This window comes from Pantoea agglomerans NBRC 102470 (assembly GCF_001598475.1).
GTDB classification, from domain to species: domain Bacteria; phylum Pseudomonadota; class Gammaproteobacteria; order Enterobacterales; family Enterobacteriaceae; genus Pantoea; species Pantoea agglomerans.
Map to the genome: position 1 here is coordinate 44,947 of NZ_BCZA01000003.1, position 19,377 is coordinate 64,323.

Genomic DNA, 19,377 nt, shown 5'->3' on the forward strand with positions numbered 1-19,377 from the left:
TATAGCCAGATTTCGTCCTGCCGGCGATAGACGCAGCGCCACCCGACCTCTAAAGTGAAATCTTCTCATTCTGTATGGAGCGCGACTCTGCATGACCCTTTCCCCTGCCCTGCTTGAAGATGCCCTGCGCTGGCGCCGTGAGTTTCATCGCCACCCCGAATTAGGTTACCAGGAACAGCAAACCAGCCAGTTTATCGCTGATGAGTTAGAGCGGGCGGGATTGCAGGTGTTTCGTGGTCTGGCGGGCACCGGCGTGATCGGCACGCTGGAAAACGGTCCCGGCCCGGTTATCGGGCTGCGTGCGGATATGGATGCGCTGCCGATTACGGAAAAAGGCGACACTGAATGGCGCTCCGCCACTCCCGGCGTGATGCACGCCTGCGGGCACGACGGTCACAGCGCCATTCTGCTGGCCGCCGCCCGACAGCTGGCCGCCACACGCCAGTTCAGCGGCACGGTACATTTCATTTTTCAGCCTGCCGAAGAGAACCTGGGCGGTGCGCGCAAAATGGTGGAAGAGGGACTGTTCCAGCGCTTCCCGATGGATGCGATCTATGCGATGCACAACTGGCCGGGCCTGCCGCTGGGGTCACTGGCGGTTAACCCTGGCGCCATGATGGCGTCGCTGGATTCGTTTGAGATTACTCTGCACGGCAAAAGCTGCCACGCGGCGATGCCGGAAAGCGGTGCCGACCCAATGGTGGTGGCGGCTGAGCTGATTCTGGCGCTGCAGACGATTCCGTCACGTCGCCTCTCGCCGCTTGCCTCGGCGGTGGTCAGCGTGACGCAGATCCACGGTGGCGAAGCGATCAACGTGATCCCGGAACAGATTGTACTGCGCGGCACGGTGCGCTGCCTGCAGACCAGCGTGCGCGAAAAAGTACGCGGGCTGATTGATGAGTTTGTCGCTACCCTGCCACGTCCGTTTGGCGTCAGCGGTGAGATTGAGTGGTTACCGGGCTATCCGGTGACCGCCAACCATGCGGCCCCGGCTGAGCAGGTACGCGAGGTGGCGCTGGCGACGCTGGGGGCCGAACAGGTTCAGTGGCAGGTTAATCCGTCGATGGCGTCTGAAGATTTTGCCTGCATGATGGAGGCCTGTCCGGGTGCTTACTTCTGGCTGGGCGCGGATGGCGACACGCCTTCCGCCCCGCTGCACAACGCCCGCTATGACTTCAACGACGCGCTGCTGCCAATTGGCATTACTTTCTGGCAGAACCTGGTTGAACAGGCGCTGCCAGCAGCCTGAGTCAGTAACCGGCGGCGAGGATCTGCTGCTCTGCCGCCGCCAGCGAGTCGCACTGGCCGCTGGCGCGCAGGCAGCAGGCGAGTTGAAGTCGCAGTGATGCGGGCACCGGCCGCTGCTGATTCAGCACCTGCTCAATCCAGCGCGCGGTTACCTCTGCCGTCTTATCGGCCGGCAGTTCAACGGCCACTTCGGGCTGACGCTCAACCCACACTTCCGCTTCTGCGCCTGCGCCCTGAATCATGCTGATCGCCGGGCAGCGCTGTGGATTGGCATAGACTTCCCCTTCGGTGCCATTGAGCAGTATCGCAGGCGCATCGATGTCACTGAAGAATTTCGCCACACGCGGTACATACTCTGGGTGCGACACGCTCGACAGACGCAGCGCCGCACGTTCGGCAAACGGGGTCGCCAGTTTTGCCAGCGTATGCGCGCTGTTACGCACGCCCATTCGCCAGCGCAGCGACAGCTGTTTCGCCATTGGCGGGCAGAGATGATCGATGGTGATAAAGGCGAGTTCGCCCTGATCGAGTTTTGCCTGCGCCGCCTCTGCGGTGGTGACGGGGGTAATACCCAGCGCGGCAAACACCGCTTCACTGGTGATGCGCGTCGCGTCGTCGCTGACGCCATGCACCAGCACCGGGAAGCCGAGTTTCACCAGCAGCAGCGCCAGCAACGGCGTAAGATTGCCCTGCCGACGCGCACCGTTGTAGCTGGGGATCACAACCGGCATCGGGCGGTTTTCCGGCGCCTGCAGTTGCATCATCTGCGCCTGCATCGCCTGATAAAAGCCGCGCATTTCCGCTTCGCCTTCGCCTTTAATACGCAGCGCAATCAGAATGCCGCCCAGCTCCAGGTCCGGCACCTCGCCCGCCAGCATCGCGCCATAGAGCGCCACGGCAGTATCAAAGTCGATATCGCGGGCATGATTTTTACCGCGACCAATCTCTTTAATGATTTTATTCAGTTCCATCACTCGCTTCCGGTTAAGTGCGCGGCTCAGCGCCGCGTGGGACGTCGTTTACGCACCGTGTTTTTTGGCACCACGGTGGCCGGTATCGCTGCCGGCTCTGGCGTTTCCGGCTGCTCAATCGGGAAGATCGGCAGCGCCGCTAACAGCCGGCTGCCGTAAGATTTGCTCAGCAGACGGCGGTCGTAAATGACGATTTCGCCATAACATTGATGGCTGCGAATCAGGCGTCCGACCTGTTGAATCAGGGTAAAAGAGGCGCTGGGTAAGCTCTGCACCTCAAACGGATAGCGTTTAAGGCTTTTCAGCCACTCGCCTTCGGTCAAAATTACCGGACTGTCTACCGGGGGAAAAGCGATTTTATGGATATGCACCTGACTCAGCAGATCGCCTTTGAGATCCAGCCCTTCGGCAAACGACTGCAGGCCAATCAGGATGCTGGTTTCCCCTTTGGCGACGCGCTGACGATGCAAATCGACCAGGCGGCTGCGCGGCTGATCGCCCTGAACCAGCATTGAGAGGCGCAGGTCGGGCAGACAGGCGACAAACTGCTGCATCGCCCGGTTGCTGGCAAACAGCACCAGCACGCCTTTGTGCTTTTTCTCCGCCATCTGCTGCCGGAAGAAACCGGCCATCTCCGCGATATGCTCCGCTTCGTGCGTCATCAGCGGCTCATAGCGCATCTGCGGGATCACCAGCTTGCCCTGCTCCACGTGGTTAAACGGGGAGTCCAGTGCCACAAAGCGGTCGCCCGCCTTCTCGCTGAGTCCCGACATCTCCTGCAGGCGGTTGAAACTGTTAAGCGATCGCAGGGTGGCGGAGGTCACGACCACGTGCGGAATTTTACGCCACAGCATCTTCTCCAGCTGGTCGCTGACGCGGATACCGGCGCAATGAAACAGCAGGTGCGCCTGACCTTCACGCAGCTCGCGGGTGATCCACTTCGACACCGGCGCGCCAGAGGCTTTTTCCATCGCCGCCAGCCGCCACAGTTTACTGACCGATTCGAACCAGCCAAACTGGCGATTGAGCTGCAGCAGATTGCGATGCAGTCGCACCACATCCACCTTGCCGGTCTGCTCGCTCAGCGCATTAATCAAACCTTCACTCAGGCCGCGCAGCGCATCGCTGAGCTTAAAGAGCCGGGCGCAGAGATCCAGCAACTCCTGGGGCAACGCCCCCAGCACAAAGCGGAATTCGCCCGGCTGGTTATGCGGTGGCAGCAGCGGATTCAGCGCCTGAGCGGTAATCGTCAGCAGTTCACGCAGCTCATCGCAGTGCGCTTTCAGCCGCTCCGGGTTAGCCAGCGGCGGCGGCGATTTTGGCCGCATCTGCGTCATAATGCTCTCTACCAGCTTGATAAAGAGGTCGAGCTGCAGGCTGCTCCAGCCCGGCGTGATGTCGGCGCTCATCTCCAGCGCATCGCGGGCCACTTCCGGCAGGTGATGCCCTTCATCCAGCACCAGCATCAGGTTTTTTGCCGGTGGCAGCACCGACTCATTCTCCATTGCTGCCATGACCAGCGCATGGTTCGCCACCACTACATCGACCTGCTCGATTTCACGCCGCGCCACAAAGAACGGGCATTCACGATACCAGCGACAGTGTGCGCCAAGGCAGCTCGCTTTGTCGGTGGAAAGCCGCTGCCACAGGCTGTCGCTGACGTTCTCGTCGCTGTGATCGCGCAGGCCGTCCCACTGATAGCGATCCAGCGATTTCTGCAACCGGCCACACTGCGTCTGCTCCTCTTTAGTGCTGCTGACGGCGTCATCGTCCAGATAAAGCAGCAGATCGCCCTGCTCATCGTCATCGGCCGCCATCGCCGCCAGATTACGCGGACAGACATAGCGCCCGCGGCCAAAGGCGGCAGTAAAGGTGAGATCGGGAATGATTTTTTTCAGCAGCGGCAGATCTTTGGTGAAGATTTGATCCTGCAGCGCCACGTTGGCGGTGCTGATCACCAGCCGCTTCTCCTGGGCGCGGCTGGCCGCGATGCCCGGGATCAGATAAGAGAGGGTTTTGCCCACGCCGGTTGGCGCTTCAACCGCCAGATGGCGCGAATCGTCGCCCGCCAGGCATTTCGCCACTTCGGCGATCATCTGGCGCTGCGGCGCACGTGGGATGAAGTCAGGCACCTGCTCCTGAAGCGCTTTATACCACTGCGCTATCTGGCTTTTTACTGCGGCTGTCAGGGCCATGATTTGCGTTACCACACCGAAAATATGGCCTGTATTTTTACACAGTATCCTGTTGGCGTCAGCTTTCGCGCCGAATTTTTCGTGCGACGTCGTAAATTTCAGCAGTTGCCCGTTTCAGGGTCGTGCGGGCAGCCCGTCAACCCGGGCCGGTCCGGCACGAAGAAAGGCCAGCCGCATGAGCTAGCGGCTGGCTACGCCAGCACTTTGTACATATAGGTGGTGGCATCCAGCACGCCCGCGGTGGATTCGGCATAAAACGGGATCGACCCCGCCACCTGCCAGCCCAGCGAGCGATAGAGATCGCTGGCGACATCGCCGCTGCGCGTATCCAGCACCAGCAGCGTTTTGCCCTGCGCACGGGCCTGCTGCTCAGCGCGCTGCATCAGCTCACGCGCGATGCCCTGACGGCGCGCCTGCGGATGCACCAGCAATTTGCTGATCTCCGCCCGGTGTCGGCCATTAGGCATGGCGCTGCCATTGAGAAGGACAGTACCCACGATACGACCGTGCTGCCGCGCAACGAATAGTTCGCTGTCCCCGTCTGCCAGACCGGCGATCCGCTGCTGCCAGAATCGCGTCATCACCTCTTCGTCTGCGGCATCAATAAAGCCGACGCTGGCGCCGTCTGCCACACAGGCCTGCAGCACCGCTGTAAGTTCGCCCAGTTGCTGTTGCGCTTCGTCGGCGCGAAGTATTGTGTAATCGATCATGGTTTCGCCACCACCAGTAAATAGCGCGCACCGTCAGTCAGGTGCGCCTCAAAAGCCGATTTCCCGACCAGATGAAAACGTAAGCAGTCACCGGGCTTCAGCGCCCACTGCTGCGCCCCCATCGTGACGGTGAGGCCGCCCTCGCGCAGCCAGATATGCTGCTCCAGCCCCTGAATGGGTGGCGCATCATAATCTATACGTGCACCGGGTCGTAATTTGCCCTCAACCAGTTCGCATCGGAAATGAAGCGCAGGGGGTGAGACATTCCGGCGAATAAATCCGCTGGATTCATCCTGCCACACGGGCTGCTGGTCATCTCTGATCAGCAAACTGGACTCCTCCTCCACTTCACTGAGCAGGCGCGACATCGTTAATCCGTAGGCAACACACAGACGGTTAAGCAGCGCAGCAGTAGGGCTGGTCTCGCTTCGCTCAATGCGCGATAATGACGCACGACTGATGCCCGTTGCGACAGCAAGTTCATCCAGCGACCAGCCGCGTTGCAGGCGTAATTCTGCCAGCCTCACCGCCAGTCGTTGCTCCGTATTCAGCTCTGACATAGTGATTTCTCATATTTGGGAATAATTCTCTTATATGAGATATAACGGAGAAACGGCGTATCAGTCAAGTTGTACATCGAGAAATGTATTGTACAACTTAGTCGGCTTCGTTATGGTAATTGCACTCAGACCAATCGAAAGAGGAATTTATGACCTTATACAGTATCGGTGACGTCGCCGAGCGCTGTGGCATAAACCCAGTCACCCTGCGCGCCTGGCAGCGTCGTTATGGCTTACTGAAGCCGCAACGTACCGAAGGCGGACATCGTCAGTTTGACGAAGAAGATGTTCATCGCATCGAAGAGATTATGCGCTGGATTGAAAGCGGCGTGCCGGTCGGTAAAGTTAAGGCACTGCTGGAAGGTGGCGATGTTGATGCCCATGACGGCTGGACCACACTCCAGGATGAGCTGATCAGCGTCCTGCGTCACGTCAGACCCGCTAAACTTCGTAATAAAATTGCCGCGATTGGTCGCGAACATCCGATTGATGCGCTGATCGATCATGTTTTTATGCCGGTGCGCCAGAAGCTGAGTCTGGATCAGAACACCGCCCGCACCATGTGCAGTCTGCTGGATGGTTTGCTGATCGATTATGTCGCGTTTTGCCTGACCGGCAGCCGCAAAAAATCGGGTAAAGATGCGCTGATTATTGGCTGGGGTATCGACGATCGTACCCGAATCTGGCTGGAAGGCTGGCGTCTGTCGCAGCATGGCTGGCGGATTGATGTGCTGGCAGAACCGCTGGATTTACCGCGTCCTGAACTCTTTCCCGGCATGAATATGTTTGTCTTTACCGGTAAAAAACTGACCCGCCGCCAGCAGGAACAGCTGTCACACTGGCAGGAACAGGGCTATGCCGTGCGGTTGCACGATCCCGCCTGATAACAAAAACGCACGCCGGGCACTTTGCCTGCTGCCTTGCGCGCGCTATTATCCCCGCCTCACTGTTAACGAGCTCAGGTTTTACCCATGAACTGTAAAAAAGCTTTCTTCGCCACGCTGTTTTTTATTATGGCGGCAGGCGGCACCGGCGGTCTGATGCTGGTGGGATACTCTCTCATCGTTCACTCACGCTAAGCCAGCGCTGCAGGCGTTCAAACAGGCGATCGCTGACTATCGCCAGCAGCGCCACCAGTAATGCCCCCTGAATGACATAGGCTGTATTAAAGCCGCTTAAGCCGATAATCACCGGCGATCCCAGACTTTTCGCGCCGACCGTCGAGGCGATGGCAGCGGTGCCGATGTTGATGATCACCGAGGTGCGTATCCCGGCGATGATGACCGGCGCAGCCAGCGCCAGCTCAATCTGCCACAGTCGCTGCCAGCTACTCATGCCGACCCCGATGGCGATCTCCCGACTGCTGGCCGGTACGCTATCAATACCCGCCAGCGTCCCCTGTAAAATCGGCAGCAATCCGTAGAGCAGCAGCGCCACGACTGCGGGCCAGGCGCCAAATCCCATCACCGGCACCGCAATCGCCAGCACTGCCACCGGCGGAATCGTCTGCCCTGCCGCCACAATGGTTTCCATCAGCGGCCGGAAGGCCCGGCCCGCCCGCCGCGTCACCAGCACACCACTGCCAATGCCAATCACGATCGCCAGCAGGCTGGCGGTGATCACCAGAAACAGATGCGCCAGCGTCAGCTGCCAGAAGCTCTCCTGCTGATAGAGAGGCCGCGCCAGTTCGGGAAACCAGCGGTGAAACAGCGGCCCGCTGTAAGGCATCAGGGTCAGCAGCGCGCCGTAGAACAGCACCAGCCACAGCAGCGGATCCCTTAGCCTGCGCATGTTAAATCCTCGCGCAGTTGCAGCAGATCGCCAAAGTGGAGCACGCCCAGCGGCCGCTGCTGATCGTCAATGACCGGCAGTTTATCGGTACGCCGGGCGATAAACTGCGACAGGGCATCGCGCAGCGTCAGTGCCGCAGCGATCGGTTCGCCCGGCAGCCACTCGCCGCGCCGCACGGCATTACCGACCTGCTCCAGCGACAACAGCCGTACCCCCATTTCGCTGCGACCAAAGAAGTCGCGCACAAAATCATTTTTCGGCTGGGTCAGCAGCTCGACTGGCCTGCCCTGCTGAACAATCTCGCCGTTATCCATCAGCACAATACGGTCTGCCAGCGTCAGCGCTTCGTCGATGTCATGCGTCACCAGCACGATGGTGCGGCCCGACAGTTGATGAATGCGCAACATCTCCTGTTGCAGCACCCCGCGCGTCACCGGGTCGAGTGCACCAAACGGCTCATCCATCAGTAACACTTCCGGATCCGCCGCCAGCGCCCGCGCCACGCCGATGCGCTGCTGCTGCCCACCCGAGAGCTGATGCGGATAGCGGTCCAGCAGCTGCGCATCGAGATTCAGCAGCGCCAGCAGCGCCGTGATACGTTCATTGACCTGTGCCCGGGGCCAGCCCAGCAGCACTGGCACCGTGGCGATATTCTTCCGCACCGTCCAGTGCGGAAACAGACCAATCGACTGGATCGCGTAGCCCATGTGCCGCCGCAGCGTGCGGGCATCGAGCTGGCGAATCGACTCTCCGGCAAAGCGGATTTCACCACTGTCAAACTCCACCAGCCGGTTGATCATCTTCAGGGTGGTCGATTTGCCCGAACCGGAGGTGCCAAGCAGCACGCAAAATTCCCCTTTCGCCACCTGTAACGACAGATCTTTCACCGCCGCTTTACCGTTAAACGCGCGGGAAACGCCGTCAAACTCAATCATCTTTTCTCTCCAGCAGTGAGATCAGCAGGCGGAACAGCGCATCGATGACCACCGCCAGCGCAATCACTGGGATCACACCCAGCAACACCAAATCAAGCGCACTGCTTAGCAGTCCCTGGAAAATAATCGCGCCAAAGCCGCCCGCGCCAATCAGCGCCGCAACCACCGCCATGCCCAGCGTCTGCACCACCACTACCCGCAGGCCCGCCAGCCAGACCGGCAGCGCCAGCGGCACATCCACCGCAATAAACTGCTGCCAGCCACTCATGCCGACGCCACGTGCACTCTCACGTACCTCGTGCGGCACCTGTTGCAGCCCCACCACCACGCTGCGCACCAGCGGCAGCAGGGCGTAAAGCACCAGCGCGATCAGCGCCGGAGCCATCCCAATGCCGCTGATGCCCCAGTCGCCGAGCCACGGAAACTGCTGAGCCAGTCCGGCCAGCGGCGCAATCAGCAGACCAAACAGCGCCACCGAGGGCACAGTCTGAATCACATTCAGCACACCGAACACCCCGCCCTGCCAGCCAGGCCGCCGGAACAGCGTGACGCCCAGCGGCAGCGCAATCATCAGCGCAGGCACCACCGTGCCCGTCAGCAGGGTGAGATGACGGCTCAGCGCGGCATCAAACACCGCGTGGCGGTTGGCATACTCTTTCAGCAGGGAGAGATCGCTGAGCTGGCCACTGAACAGCAGCAAAAGCGGCAATAGCCAGACCTGCAGATTGAGCAGCAGCTGTGCCAGCCGATGGCGGGTCAGTTGCCGCACCTGATCGGTGATCAGCAGCAGGATCAGCGCGCCGCTGCACCACAATCCGCTGGCAAAGCTGGTGCGCGCCAGACGGCTGCCCTGCTGGCTGAGTAAAGTGGCCTGATGACCGCTGAGCCAGATGATCGCCGCCAGCATCAGTTCTGCCGCCAGCAGCGCCAGCATCAGCGTGATGCGGGTCGGATGCCGCCACAGCAGCAGCCACAGCGTCAACAGCGGCAGCAGCAACAGCCCGAAGCGGCTAATCTGCCAGCCCATCAGCGGTTCACCCGCCACCAGACGGTTTGGGGCGAAGTTCAGAAACGGCAATGCCACCAGCGCCAGAGTCAGCAGCGTCAGCAGCAGCAGTGCCACCGGCTGCTCAACCGGACGGCTTATCGCTTCCCGCGATATCTGCATCGGTTACAGCAGCTTTTTCTGCTGCAGCCATTCGGTCGCTACGCTGCTGGCATCCTGACCGTCGACCGCGATTTTGGCGTTGAGCTGCTGCAGCGTCTTCTCGTCAAGCGCGCTGAACACCGGCTTGAGCCACTCTGCAATCTCTGGATAGGCTTTGAGTACCGATTCACGGATCACCGGCGTCGGCGCATAAATCGGCTGAACCCCTTTAGGATCGCTGAGCGTCTGCAGACCTAATGCCGCTACCGGACCGTCGGTGCCGTACGCCATCGCCGCGTTTACGCCGGAAGTCTGCTGTGCCGCTGCGCTGATGGTAACAGCGGTATCGCCGCCAGCCAGCGACAGCAGCTGGTCCTGCTTGAGGTCAAAGCCATAGGCTTTTTCAAAGGCGGGTAAGGCATCGCTACGTTCAATAAATTCTGCTGAGGCCGCCAGTTTGAAGGTACCGCCTTTTTTCAGCCAGGCGCTGAGGTCCGCCAGAGAGTTGAGCTGATTTTTTTCAGCCAGATCTTTTCGCACAGCGATGGTCCAGGTGTTATTGGCCGGAGCGGGTGTCAGCCAGACCAGATGGTTTTTCTCCGCATCCAGCTTCTTCACTTTCTCGTAGCCTTCGGTGGCATTTTTCCAGGCGCTGTCTTTCTCATCATTGAAGAAAAATGCACCGTTGCCGGTATATTCCGGATAGATATCAAGTTCGCCCGCCGTGATGGCACCGCGCACCACCTGCGTGGTGCCGAGCTGAATTTTATTGACGGTTTTTACCCCGTGCTTTTCCAGCACCTGAAGAATCACATTGCCCAGCAGCGATCCTTCGGTATCAATTTTTGAGCCGACCCGCACCGGGTCCGCCGCCTGTGCTATCCCCATGCTGAGCAGCAAAGCGCTGACGCCCATCCAACCCCGAATTCTGACCATGGCTTTTTCCTTATCGCAGTGTGTTGTTTTTACGTTTTGTTCGTGCGTGATGATTAACAAGGCGTTGTGCGCCTGCGCGTTCAGGCTGCCCTCCTGCCACTCTGCGGGAGGCTGGCAAGGCGTACAGCGGAAATTATCTGCCTTAAAAGCGTAGCCTGGCGCAGCGGCGATGTAGCTGACTTTATCGCAAATTGATAACGATTTGAGATTATAAATTCATCTCATATAACCGAAATGAATTTACGTCTGGGTGTCTAAACGGCTATTCTCGGAAATCTGTTTTTATAATAAAAGACGCACAACATCATGTCCGACCTGACCTCTTCCGCCCACGTGGCAACAGCAGGGAGTTCGCCCGGTGGCGAAACACAGTGGATCCGCAGCGCAGCTGACGTCTCCCGATTAGTGAACAGTGGCGACAGCGCCCGTAATAATGCCCGCATTGTGGTGGCGATTGCGCTGGGGGGCGTCTTCCTTGACGCCTACGACCTGGGTGCGCTGGCCTTTGGCATCAAAGACATCACGCGCGAATTTAATCTCACCCCGACCGGCACCGGCATGGTTGCCTCGGCAATCACCTTCGGGGCCATTATCGGCGCACTGATCGGCGGCTATCTCACGGATAAAATTGGCCGTTATCGGGTGTTTATGGCCGATATGTTCTTTTTCGTGGTGGCGGCTATCGCCTGTGCGTTTGCCCCCAATGAGTATGTGCTGGCCGGCGCGCGTTTTGTGATGGGCCTGGGAGTCGGAATCGATCTGCCGGTGGCGATGGCGTTTCTGGCGGAGTTTTCCAGACTGCGTGGCAAGGGAAATAAAGCGGCTAGCGTGGCGATGTGGTGCCCAACCTGGTATGCGGCGATCAGCATCTCTTATCTGCTGGTGCTCTTGCTCTATGCCGTGTTACCCGAAAGCCACACCGACTGGCTCTGGCGTCTAATCCTCGGTTTTGGTGCCGTTCCGGCGATTATCATCATCGCCATCCGTAGCCGTTACATGAGCGAATCCCCGGTTTGGGCGGCGAATCAGGGCGACCTGAAAGGTGCCGCGGCGATTTTACGCAGTGCGTGGAGTATTAATGCTCAGGTGGCGCCCGACGCCGCGCTGACGCCTGCCACGCCGGTGCGCAAGGCGAGCTGGCGTAACTATGGCGCGCTGTTACAGGGCGTTTATCGCCGCCGTACCCTGCTGGCGACCATCACTTCCATTGCCTCATCTTTTGCTTATAACGCGGTGGCGTTTGGCTTGCCGGTGATCATCTCCAGCTTCTTTGCCCAGTCAATGCTTACCACCATTCTGGTGTCGCTGGCGTTGAATCTGCTGTTCGCCTTTGTCGGCGGGATACTGGCGGTGCGGCTGGTGCCGCGCCTCGGGGCGTGGAAGATGTCGGTGGCGGGATATGCCTGTCAGTGCGTGGCGCTGCTCGGGCTGGCGCTGATTGGTCGTCCGGAAGGCGGTCAGGAAGCCGCGCTGGCGATCGGCATGCTGGCGCTGTTCCTGTTTGGACAGGGATTCGGGCCGGGTTCGCATACCATGACTTTTGCGTCGCTGAGCTATCCGACGTCGCTGCGCGGCGTGGGTGTCGGCTTTAACCAGACGCTGATGCGCGGCAGCTCTACCGTTTCGCTGTTTCTGTTTCCGGTGCTGGTCGCGGCGCTGGGCACCGGCGTGTTCTGGGTGATCTTCCTTGCACCACTGGCGGGCCTGCTGGCGCTGCTGGCGATCCGCTGGGAACCGTCGGGTTATGATGTGGATGCGGAAGATTTTGAATTGCAGCGATAATCAACGGTCAGGGTGTGGATAGCGCGCAGGCTCAGGGAGCGGTGTAAGGTGCCTTTTTAACCTGATTGCAAAGCATCTGAATCACAAATCAGATAGCTAATGATTTATAACAAAGGCACTCGGGATGATTTATAAGAGAATGAAAAACATCTGTTAAAGGCGTTGAACGAGGGCTGGTAATGGACAAAAAACTGTTTGAGCGTTTGAAAGAAAGCATGACTCAGATGAATGAAATTGCAGAAGGCTCCCGCGAGCCATTCCGTGAGAATACTGTCACTGCGGTTAAAGTTAAAGCGAAGCAGAAAAGCTTACAGAAGATGAATCAACCGCAGGACCCGTAATAAGACCAAATTCTGGCATCGCTTAAAACCCGTTGATTTATTTAGTCCGGACTTCTCCCACCCACAACTAAACCGCACCTTAGTGCGGTTTTTTTATGCGGTGACTTGCGGGAAAGGAAACTGCTCCAGATAGTCCGGGATGCGCGGGAAGGTGTGCAAAAACCACGGTGTGAACTGCTGTGGCTGCTGCTGCATCTGCTGCTCAATCAGCGCCATCGGGCGATAATCCCAGGCATCCGCTTCCTGCGGATTCAGCTGCGGCAGGCTGTCGCAGACGGCAAAGAAGACGTGACCATACTCATGTTCAGTCAGGCCATTGCTCAGTTTCAGGTTGTAGCTCAGCTCAAACACCGGCGTCAGCGTCACCACCATCCCCATCTCTTCACGCAAGCGGCGCTCGGCGGCGTCGCGGGTTGATTCATGGGGATAAGGATGACCACAGCAGGTATTACTCCACAAGCCACCACAATGATATTTATCGCTGGCACGCCGTTGTAGCAACAGCTCCTGCCGGGAATTGAAGACGTAGACCGTCACCGCGCGGTGCAGTAATCCTTTTTCATGCACTTCCAGCTTTTCCATCTTGCCGGTGGGACGATCGAGGTGGTCAACGAGGATAACTTCAATAGCAGACATGGCGTTTCCTTGAGATTATTCCCAACTATTCTGGCACAGAATTATCGGTTTGGGCGGATCATCGAGGATTTTTTACCCGGGTCAGGCGGAGATAAGCGGATGAAGCAGAGAGAAAATCAGGCCAGCAAGGCTGGCCTGGAGAGGGATTACAGTCGGAAGCTCTGAACCACCCGCTCAAGCTGGGTGCTCTGCGATTCCATCGCCTGCGCGGCAGCAGAAACCTGCTCCACCAGCACGGCGTTCTGCTGCGTGGTGCCATCCAACTGGGTAATCGCAACGTTAACCTGTTCGATGCCCAGGCTCTGTTCGCGGCTGGCTGACATGATTTCACTCATCAGCGTTGTCACACTGCTCACGCCCTTCATCAGCTCATCCATGGTCTGACCCGCCTGCTCGACCAGCGCGCTGCCGGTATCGATGTTCGCCACCGACTCTTCGATTAACTTTTTAATCTCACGCGCCGAGTTGGCTGAACGCTGTGCCAGGTTGCGCACTTCCGATGCCACCACCGCAAAACCGCGACCCTGTTCACCGGCCCGTGCGGCTTCTACTGCGGCGTTCAGCGCCAGGATATTGGTCTGGAATGCGATGCTGTCGATCACGCTGATGATATCGACCACTTTACGGGATGAGTGATGAATCTCGCCCATGGTGGTCACCACCTGACGGACCACTTCGGTGCCACGTGCGGCCACCTGCGAGGCATCACCCGCCAGCTGGTTAGCGTGGGTGGCGTTGTCGGCGTTCTGACGCACGGTGCCGGTCAGCTGCTCCATCGACGCGGCCGTTTCTACAATCGAGCTGGCCTGATCTTCGGTACGGGAAGAGAGATTAGCGTTGCCGCTGGCAATTTCCCGCGACGCGGCAGTGATCGCCAGCGCGCTGTCGCCCACCTGCTGGAGCAGCCCCTGCAGATAGCTGATGAACTGGTTAAAGCTCTGCGCGACGGCGTTGAACTCCGGGCTGTTGCTGGCTGGCAGACGCTGAGTCAGATCCGCACCACCGGTCGACAGCGCTTCAATGTTGCTGTTCAGCACGTTAAGACGTTTCATCATGGCGCGGACAAAGCCCAGCGACACCAGCAGCAGGATTACCGCCAGAGGGATCTGCACCAGACCCAGACGAGTCAGCATGTTGTGCGACTGCGCTTTCAGCAGGCTGGTTGGCAGGCTGCTGGCGAGATACCACGGGCTGCCAGGAATGGCCTGCACGAACAGCGTCTGCTCGCCTTCACTGCTGTCATAGGTGGTTTCCAGCGGCTGATTGCCAACACCGTTAAGCAGCGTTTTCAGCGGTGCTGCCATCGGCATCTGCACGTCAGCCAGGTTCTCCAGCTTCGGTGCGGCATTCACCAGTGCGCCATTGCCCACGACTTTACCGTCGGCTTCGACGATCAGGACGTTGCCCTGAATGGTTTCACCCATCTGCTTCGCCAGCTGGTTAAAGAACCCCAGCGTCACGTCGATGGTGGCGACACCCCAGGCCGTGCCGTTTTTGTAGATGGCCATAGCACAGTTGGTGCGCGGCTGCGGGCTGGCGGCATCCTGATAGGCTTTTGCCCAGGCACACTGGCCTTTCGGAGCGGCCATGCCATCTTTGTACCAGGGTTGCTCCCAGTATTTGTCAGCCGCGTCGGAGTTCCAGTAGGTGTTCACCTGCAGTTCATTGCTGGCATTACGGGCAAAGAAGCTGCTGTCCTTCTCTTTGGCCGGGTCACGACGATTTGGCAGTGGCCAGATCCCGCCACCAAACACATTGCTGTCCTGATACTGGTTAACCAGCGTCGGTAAAAGGGTGTCGATAGTGGCGCTGTCCATGACGGATGCGGCTTCGGTAATGGCGCGCTGCTGGGCCTGAACGCGGTTCATCTGTTCAACGATACCGGAAGCCAGCGAATCCACCTGATAGCGAACCAGACGGCTTTCGCTATCGACCAGCTGTGGCGCGACAAACTGATTAATAACCCAGACTGTAACGAGTAAAAGCGCAACAAAGAACGCGATCATTGTTGCGGTGAAGCGGGATTGTGTTGTTTTAAACATCTTCGTTCCCCTGAACCTGGTGCGGCGCGATTGCCTGATCGGGTTTAACGGCGCGGCAAGCGGGAACTTGAGATGAGCAGGATCACATATTTGAGAAATGTTTGATTTATGTAAAAATTTAATTTCAGTGAGAAACTATCACATCCCCGGCGGGCGCCGGGGAATGGGCGAACAGGCGCATTATTGCTGGCCTACTCTTCTGAACTGACGACCTGCTGGCGCGGGCGGAAGATGTGATTATTGCCATCCGCCGTTAACAATTCCCGTAACTTCTGACCACCATGTTCATCCGCCTGCGCGAACTGCCGTTCCGTTTCCGTAATCGGCGTAGTCCAGAGCAGAGTCGGGCGATCGCCGTCGCGTTTTGGCAGCGAGAACTGCGCCTGTTCGGTTGCCAGCTCATTGGCGAGCAGGAAGCTTTCAAAGCCGACGGGTGCCACTTCCGACGCCAGCGTATGGCCCTCGCCCAGCCAGGTCAGCCGCGCCCACGGCAGATGCACGAACTCCGCCAGCGCGCTGGCCATCTGCACCGCGTTGCCTTCGGTCATGACCTCACCGTCAACCGCCATACCCAGTTCAATACGGCGATACTGCGGCGCCAGCTCATCAAACAGATAATCGACCTGCGGCATCGGCCGGATGCTCATGCCGATGGTCAGGAAATACCAGATGCCCTGATGCCAGTGCTGGGAGATCGCCATCGGCGGCCAGCTGCCCTGATCGATAGCGTAATACTTTACTGACTCGCCAAAGCGCGCCTGATAACAGGCCATCAGATCGTTCTGAACCTTATCCCACTCGCTGCCGTCGTGCCATTCGCGCCAGAACTGACGCTGATGCTCCGCACGTGCGTAGTAGTCATTGGTTGATGCCGAACCCAGCGGTGCCGTCAGCCGGTTCTTTTTGATGCAGCCAGCAGAGAAGCTCACCTGCTTCTCCTGATAGAGGCTCCAGCCGGGGATCACCGCCAGCAGCTGGCCGTAGTACCACAGCGCCGCGCCATCATCGCTCGGCTCCCACAGCACCTGCAGACCCGCCGGATCCAGCGCGGGTTCCGCTTCCAGATTACGGCAATACTCGGCGCTGAGCAGCGGCGCTATGCCCTGCTCCATCGCCTCGCGATCTTCCTGCGCCGGTGCCGGCAGCAGGTTTCGTAGCCAGCAGCCGCGTACCGCATACTGGCTGCGGAACAGGTCGGTTGGCCAGATGTAAAAATAGGCAGTGCGCTCATCCTGTTCGACAATGGCGGTCAGGGTGCGCTGCTGATTGTGGACTTCAGCAATCAGGGATTTGTACGTCATAGTGCCTCGACAAAGCCTGGAGGAATCCATTTTCCCCGAGAATAGAGCAGGATCCTGGCTGCGGCTATCTGAGACAAGGGTAATAGTCTCAAAGTGTGGGAGTTGGAGGGTGGTGAGGGTTTTTGGTGAAGTGCTGCGCTTTGGAAGAGTGGCCGTTGTTAGTATCAGAGACCACTATGAGCGAGGAGCGTAAGTTCGGAATAAATACTCATATTGATGACACTCAGGAGAAGTGGGCAAGCCATTCCAGAATCGTATGTTTAATTCAGCATAACGGTGTTTATTAAATATCCTTTTTACCTTAACCGTTAATTAAATTTCTGGCCGACTGTATAAATCTTTAACCCATTTATAGTCATTTGCTGCAGACGCAATTGATCAGCTTATCCTGGCGATCGCTTGAGTAGTCGCCTGCTGCTTATTATTATGGCATCGCTGATTACCAATGGAGCGGCCTTTAGTTGTTTACAGCTGATAATCAGAGAGTATTATCGATGATGTAATGTATAGGGAGATAAAAAATGGACGCAGCATTGCTTGAAATAATGCGCTCAGGCGGGAGGAATAAAGCCTGGGCTGAAACAATGGTCAACCTTGAAGCCAGGAAACTTATCGATACAGCTAACAGGTTGTCAGCTTTCTATCTCAGGGATGGGCTAACCCGGATGCAGTTTGTCCAGGAAATAAAATCGGTTATTGACCGGCAGTTCGCCGCCGCCCGGCAGGCAAAATCTGATGAAGAATGCATGAAGTGCGTTAAGCACCTTAGGTCAGAGACAGAAAATCTTGAAGAGCAGGGACAATTGCTGCGTTCAAAGACAGCAGAACTCTACGCCAAAGTGGAGTTTGTGCGTGAAAACAACAAAATTGTGGGTTACATGATTTCCGCTGTTCATGTTGTAATTTCAGGTTTTGCTGTTGTCGGCGGTGCTTTGATGATATCGACAATGACGCCACTCGGCGCACTGGCCGGTGCCGTTCTCGTTATGGACGGGCTTAATGGGCTGTCTAAAGAACTCATTCCGCGCCTCTCTGGCGAGAACACAGAAGGCATGTTTGCCGATGGTGCAATGCAAGCTGCTGAATTTATGGGTTTTAAGCCAGAGTCAGGACTGGCTTTTTATAATACGGTAACGCTTACTGCCGATATTTACAGCATTAGGGGGCTGGCGAGAAAGCCTGGCGCATGGCGGCTGTTCAGATGGATGCCCCGTGATTACTTCCGTAAAGTTGACACTATGAGCCGTCCGAAGCTGACCATGAAAATCGTTGGCTGGGGTGTTAAAGCTAAAGTGATATTTGATTTACTCAGCCTAAACGAGCAATCACGCTAACTCTTTATTCAACCGGCAGTAACGCCATGACTTCCAGGCCAGCATTGGCGGTTGAATAAACGTCACTATGACTACCCCGATTAGCAGAGACAGGCCTCCGCCTAAAATATATGTTTTAGTGGAGAAACACAGAAGAAATATAAAGACTAACGTGCAGCCAGAAATAATCCATAACAGCACCCTGAATCTGTTTTTTAAATCCGCTACGGCTTCCCCCAGAGTACCGCCATAGCTTTCAAGGTTATTTTTAATTTTTTTCAAATCAGCATCAGTAAAACCCGACTTTAGCAAATCTGCCTCACTAACTTTCATGGTGCTTCACCTTTCATCCATAAAATGTGCATTCATTCTACCGCAATTATATACGCGTATGTCTCTCATGCGGCAACTTCCGTCGCTGGCACAAAACGGATGTTAGTATCTGCCCCAATCAGCCTGTTGTAACTAACCCCCAATAAGTTAACGTCTGCACAAAAGCACCTGCCCAGGCCCCGATATCTAACACTGCGGTTGAGTAATCCTTTATGCGCTAAAGCAATCCACCCTTTTACCAGTGAACATCTCACCCCACATCCCTGCCCATCCGCACCATTGCCCGATACCAGGCACCACGCTGAATCGACCACCTTAACCCCACCGCAATCGCGTTAATTTTCCGGTCAATGATCGCCTGCTGAAAGCGGCCGATCTCAGTACCGGACATTGCCTGCGCCCAGGCTGGCATCAGCCCGAATCCCGACTTCAGCATGATTTTCATCACCGGTTTTGCCTGCCAGCTGGGTGCAGGGGCATTCATCAGCAATCGCGTTACTTCGGCAGTGCGATGATCAAAGCGCAGCTCTGAACGCATCTGTTGCAGATAATCCGCAACATCAACAACGCTTTTAGGGACCTTCTCAGCCCCCAGCGCTTCGGCAATCTGCGCCGCTTCCTGATAGTACTGATCCTGCCCGGCGCGGGTGAGGTGTGGATTTTTGTAGCGCAGATGGGCGGCCAGAAAACGGCTGGTCTCCGCCACATGCACCCAGGTCAGCAGATGCGGATCGCTGGCGGCATAGGGTTTGCCTTCGCTATCAACGCCGCTGACTTTCAGGTGAATGCGTTTCACCCGGTCGATCAGCGTCTGTGCATCCTGCGAATTACCGTAGGTGGTCACCGCGATAAACTGACTGGTGCGCCGCAGGCGGCCCATCATATCTTCGCGGAAATTGGAGTGATCCCAGACGCCCGCCAGCGCCGCCGGATGCAGCATCTGCAACAGCAGCGCGCTGATCCCACCGCACATCATGGAGGTGAAGTCACCGTGGACGCGCCAGATCACGCTGTCCGGGCCAAACAGGCCGGGATCGCCAGGCGGTTGAGAGAGGTCAAATTCATTCATCGACAGGCCGTTAAGGCGAAATACCTGCTGCTGAATGCGGTCACGCAGATTAATCATGATGGCTCTG

Annotated in this window: 18 protein-coding genes and 1 pseudogene; 6 read left to right on the top strand and 13 right to left on the bottom strand. The window is 57.6% G+C overall.

Translation table 11 applies throughout. The annotated features are described in order from the left end of the window. The first annotated feature begins 91 nt into the window (after positions 1–91). Complete coding sequence (locus PAG01S_RS06355; protein WP_010254287.1) at positions 92–1,249, top strand: M20 aminoacylase family protein; 1,158 nt, start codon at positions 92–94, stop codon at positions 1,247–1,249. A 1-nt stretch (position 1,250) separates the two neighbouring features. Here the strand turns inward: PAG01S_RS06355 and ybiB are convergent, their stop codons facing one another. The 4 genes from ybiB to PAG01S_RS06375 all read right to left on the bottom strand — a co-directional run bounded on the left by ybiB (position 1,251) and on the right by PAG01S_RS06375 (position 5,684). Next, entirely contained in the window at positions 1,251–2,219 is a 969-nt protein-coding gene (gene ybiB / locus PAG01S_RS06360; protein WP_010254284.1) for a DNA-binding protein YbiB, read from the bottom strand. A 26-nt stretch (positions 2,220–2,245) separates the two neighbouring features. Continuing rightward, positions 2,246–4,414 (bottom strand): ATP-dependent DNA helicase DinG, encoded by a 2,169-nt coding sequence (gene dinG, locus PAG01S_RS06365; RefSeq protein ID WP_033767358.1) that lies wholly within the window; start codon positions 4,412–4,414, stop codon positions 2,246–2,248. 191 nt (positions 4,415–4,605) lie between these two features. Next, entirely contained in the window at positions 4,606–5,124 is a 519-nt protein-coding gene (locus PAG01S_RS06370) for a GNAT family N-acetyltransferase (protein ID WP_062758101.1), read from the bottom strand. Continuing rightward, on the bottom strand, positions 5,121–5,684 hold the full coding sequence (locus PAG01S_RS06375; protein ID WP_033771214.1) for an XRE family transcriptional regulator: 564 nt from the start codon (positions 5,682–5,684) through the stop codon (positions 5,121–5,123). The genes PAG01S_RS06370 and PAG01S_RS06375 overlap by 4 nt, the downstream gene beginning before the upstream one ends. 149 nt (positions 5,685–5,833) lie before the next feature. Here PAG01S_RS06375 and PAG01S_RS06380 point away from each other — a divergent pair, with 149 nt between their 5' ends. Further along, positions 5,834–6,568, top strand: a complete 735-nt coding sequence (locus tag PAG01S_RS06380; protein WP_010254274.1) for a MerR family transcriptional regulator — start codon at positions 5,834–5,836, stop codon at positions 6,566–6,568. A gap of 87 nt (positions 6,569–6,655) precedes the next feature. Next, on the top strand, positions 6,656–6,763 hold the full coding sequence (locus PAG01S_RS22805; RefSeq protein ID WP_010254271.1) for a YohO family small membrane protein: 108 nt from the start codon (positions 6,656–6,658) through the stop codon (positions 6,761–6,763). Here PAG01S_RS22805 and PAG01S_RS06385 read toward each other — a convergent pair. The 4 genes from PAG01S_RS06385 to osmF are packed head-to-tail and all read right to left on the bottom strand — an operon-like array spanning position 6,744 to position 10,493. After that, positions 6,744–7,475 (bottom strand): ABC transporter permease, encoded by a 732-nt coding sequence (locus tag PAG01S_RS06385; protein WP_010669716.1) that lies wholly within the window; start codon positions 7,473–7,475, stop codon positions 6,744–6,746. The two genes, PAG01S_RS22805 and PAG01S_RS06385, sit on opposite strands and share 20 nt — an antisense overlap. Beyond that, on the bottom strand, positions 7,463–8,410 hold the full coding sequence (locus tag PAG01S_RS06390; RefSeq protein ID WP_062758103.1) for an ABC transporter ATP-binding protein: 948 nt from the start codon (positions 8,408–8,410) through the stop codon (positions 7,463–7,465). Before PAG01S_RS06390 ends, PAG01S_RS06385 begins: the two co-directional genes overlap by 13 nt. Next, positions 8,403–9,578, bottom strand: coding sequence for an ABC transporter permease (locus PAG01S_RS06395; RefSeq protein ID WP_062758105.1), 1,176 nt, complete (start codon positions 9,576–9,578; stop codon positions 8,403–8,405). The genes PAG01S_RS06390 and PAG01S_RS06395 overlap by 8 nt, the downstream gene beginning before the upstream one ends. A 3-nt stretch (positions 9,579–9,581) precedes the next feature. Further along, positions 9,582–10,493, bottom strand: coding sequence for a glycine betaine ABC transporter substrate-binding protein OsmF (gene osmF, locus PAG01S_RS06400; RefSeq protein ID WP_062758107.1), 912 nt, complete (start codon positions 10,491–10,493; stop codon positions 9,582–9,584). A 306-nt stretch (positions 10,494–10,799) separates the two neighbouring features. Between osmF and PAG01S_RS06405 the strand changes: the two genes are divergently transcribed. Together PAG01S_RS06405 and PAG01S_RS06410 are read left to right on the top strand one after the other, a co-directional pair. Continuing rightward, complete coding sequence (locus PAG01S_RS06405; protein WP_033785500.1) at positions 10,800–12,275, top strand: MFS transporter; 1,476 nt, start codon at positions 10,800–10,802, stop codon at positions 12,273–12,275. A gap of 179 nt (positions 12,276–12,454) precedes the next feature. Further along, positions 12,455–12,568 (top strand): annotated as a pseudogene (locus PAG01S_RS06410) (transcriptional regulator); the annotation flags it as partial. Positions 12,569–12,709: 141 nt separating this feature from the next. On the opposite strand, the gene idi reads toward PAG01S_RS06410, so the two are convergent. The 3 genes from idi to PAG01S_RS06425 all read right to left on the bottom strand — a co-directional run bounded on the left by idi (position 12,710) and on the right by PAG01S_RS06425 (position 16,595). Continuing rightward, positions 12,710–13,252, bottom strand: a complete 543-nt coding sequence (gene idi, locus PAG01S_RS06415) for an isopentenyl-diphosphate Delta-isomerase (RefSeq protein ID WP_010254245.1) — start codon at positions 13,250–13,252, stop codon at positions 12,710–12,712. 146 nt (positions 13,253–13,398) lie between these two features. Beyond that, the gene (locus PAG01S_RS06420) at positions 13,399–15,294 is read right to left on the bottom strand and encodes a methyl-accepting chemotaxis protein (RefSeq protein ID WP_022625996.1); all 1,896 of its coding nucleotides are present in this window, start codon (positions 15,292–15,294) and stop codon (positions 13,399–13,401) included. 191 nt (positions 15,295–15,485) lie between these two features. After that, positions 15,486–16,595: a suppressor of fused domain protein gene (locus PAG01S_RS06425; protein ID WP_062758109.1), complete on the bottom strand. Its 1,110-nt coding sequence runs from the start codon at positions 16,593–16,595 to the stop codon at positions 15,486–15,488. A 521-nt stretch (positions 16,596–17,116) separates the two neighbouring features. On the opposite strand from PAG01S_RS06425, the gene PAG01S_RS06430 reads away from it, so the two are divergent. Beyond that, positions 17,117–17,929, top strand: coding sequence for a DUF4225 domain-containing protein (locus tag PAG01S_RS06430; RefSeq protein WP_062758111.1), 813 nt, complete (start codon positions 17,117–17,119; stop codon positions 17,927–17,929). Here the strand turns inward: PAG01S_RS06430 and PAG01S_RS06435 are convergent. Together PAG01S_RS06435 and PAG01S_RS06440 are read right to left on the bottom strand one after the other, a co-directional pair. Further along, a complete protein-coding gene (locus PAG01S_RS06435; RefSeq protein WP_031591701.1) occupies positions 17,921–18,241 on the bottom strand; it encodes a hypothetical protein in 321 nt (106 codons plus the stop codon). The two genes, PAG01S_RS06430 and PAG01S_RS06435, sit on opposite strands and share 9 nt — an antisense overlap. Before the next feature lie 250 nt (positions 18,242–18,491). Beyond that, complete coding sequence (locus PAG01S_RS06440) at positions 18,492–19,367, bottom strand: oxygenase MpaB family protein (RefSeq protein WP_061901640.1); 876 nt, start codon at positions 19,365–19,367, stop codon at positions 18,492–18,494. Positions 19,368–19,377: the final 10 nt, after the last annotated feature.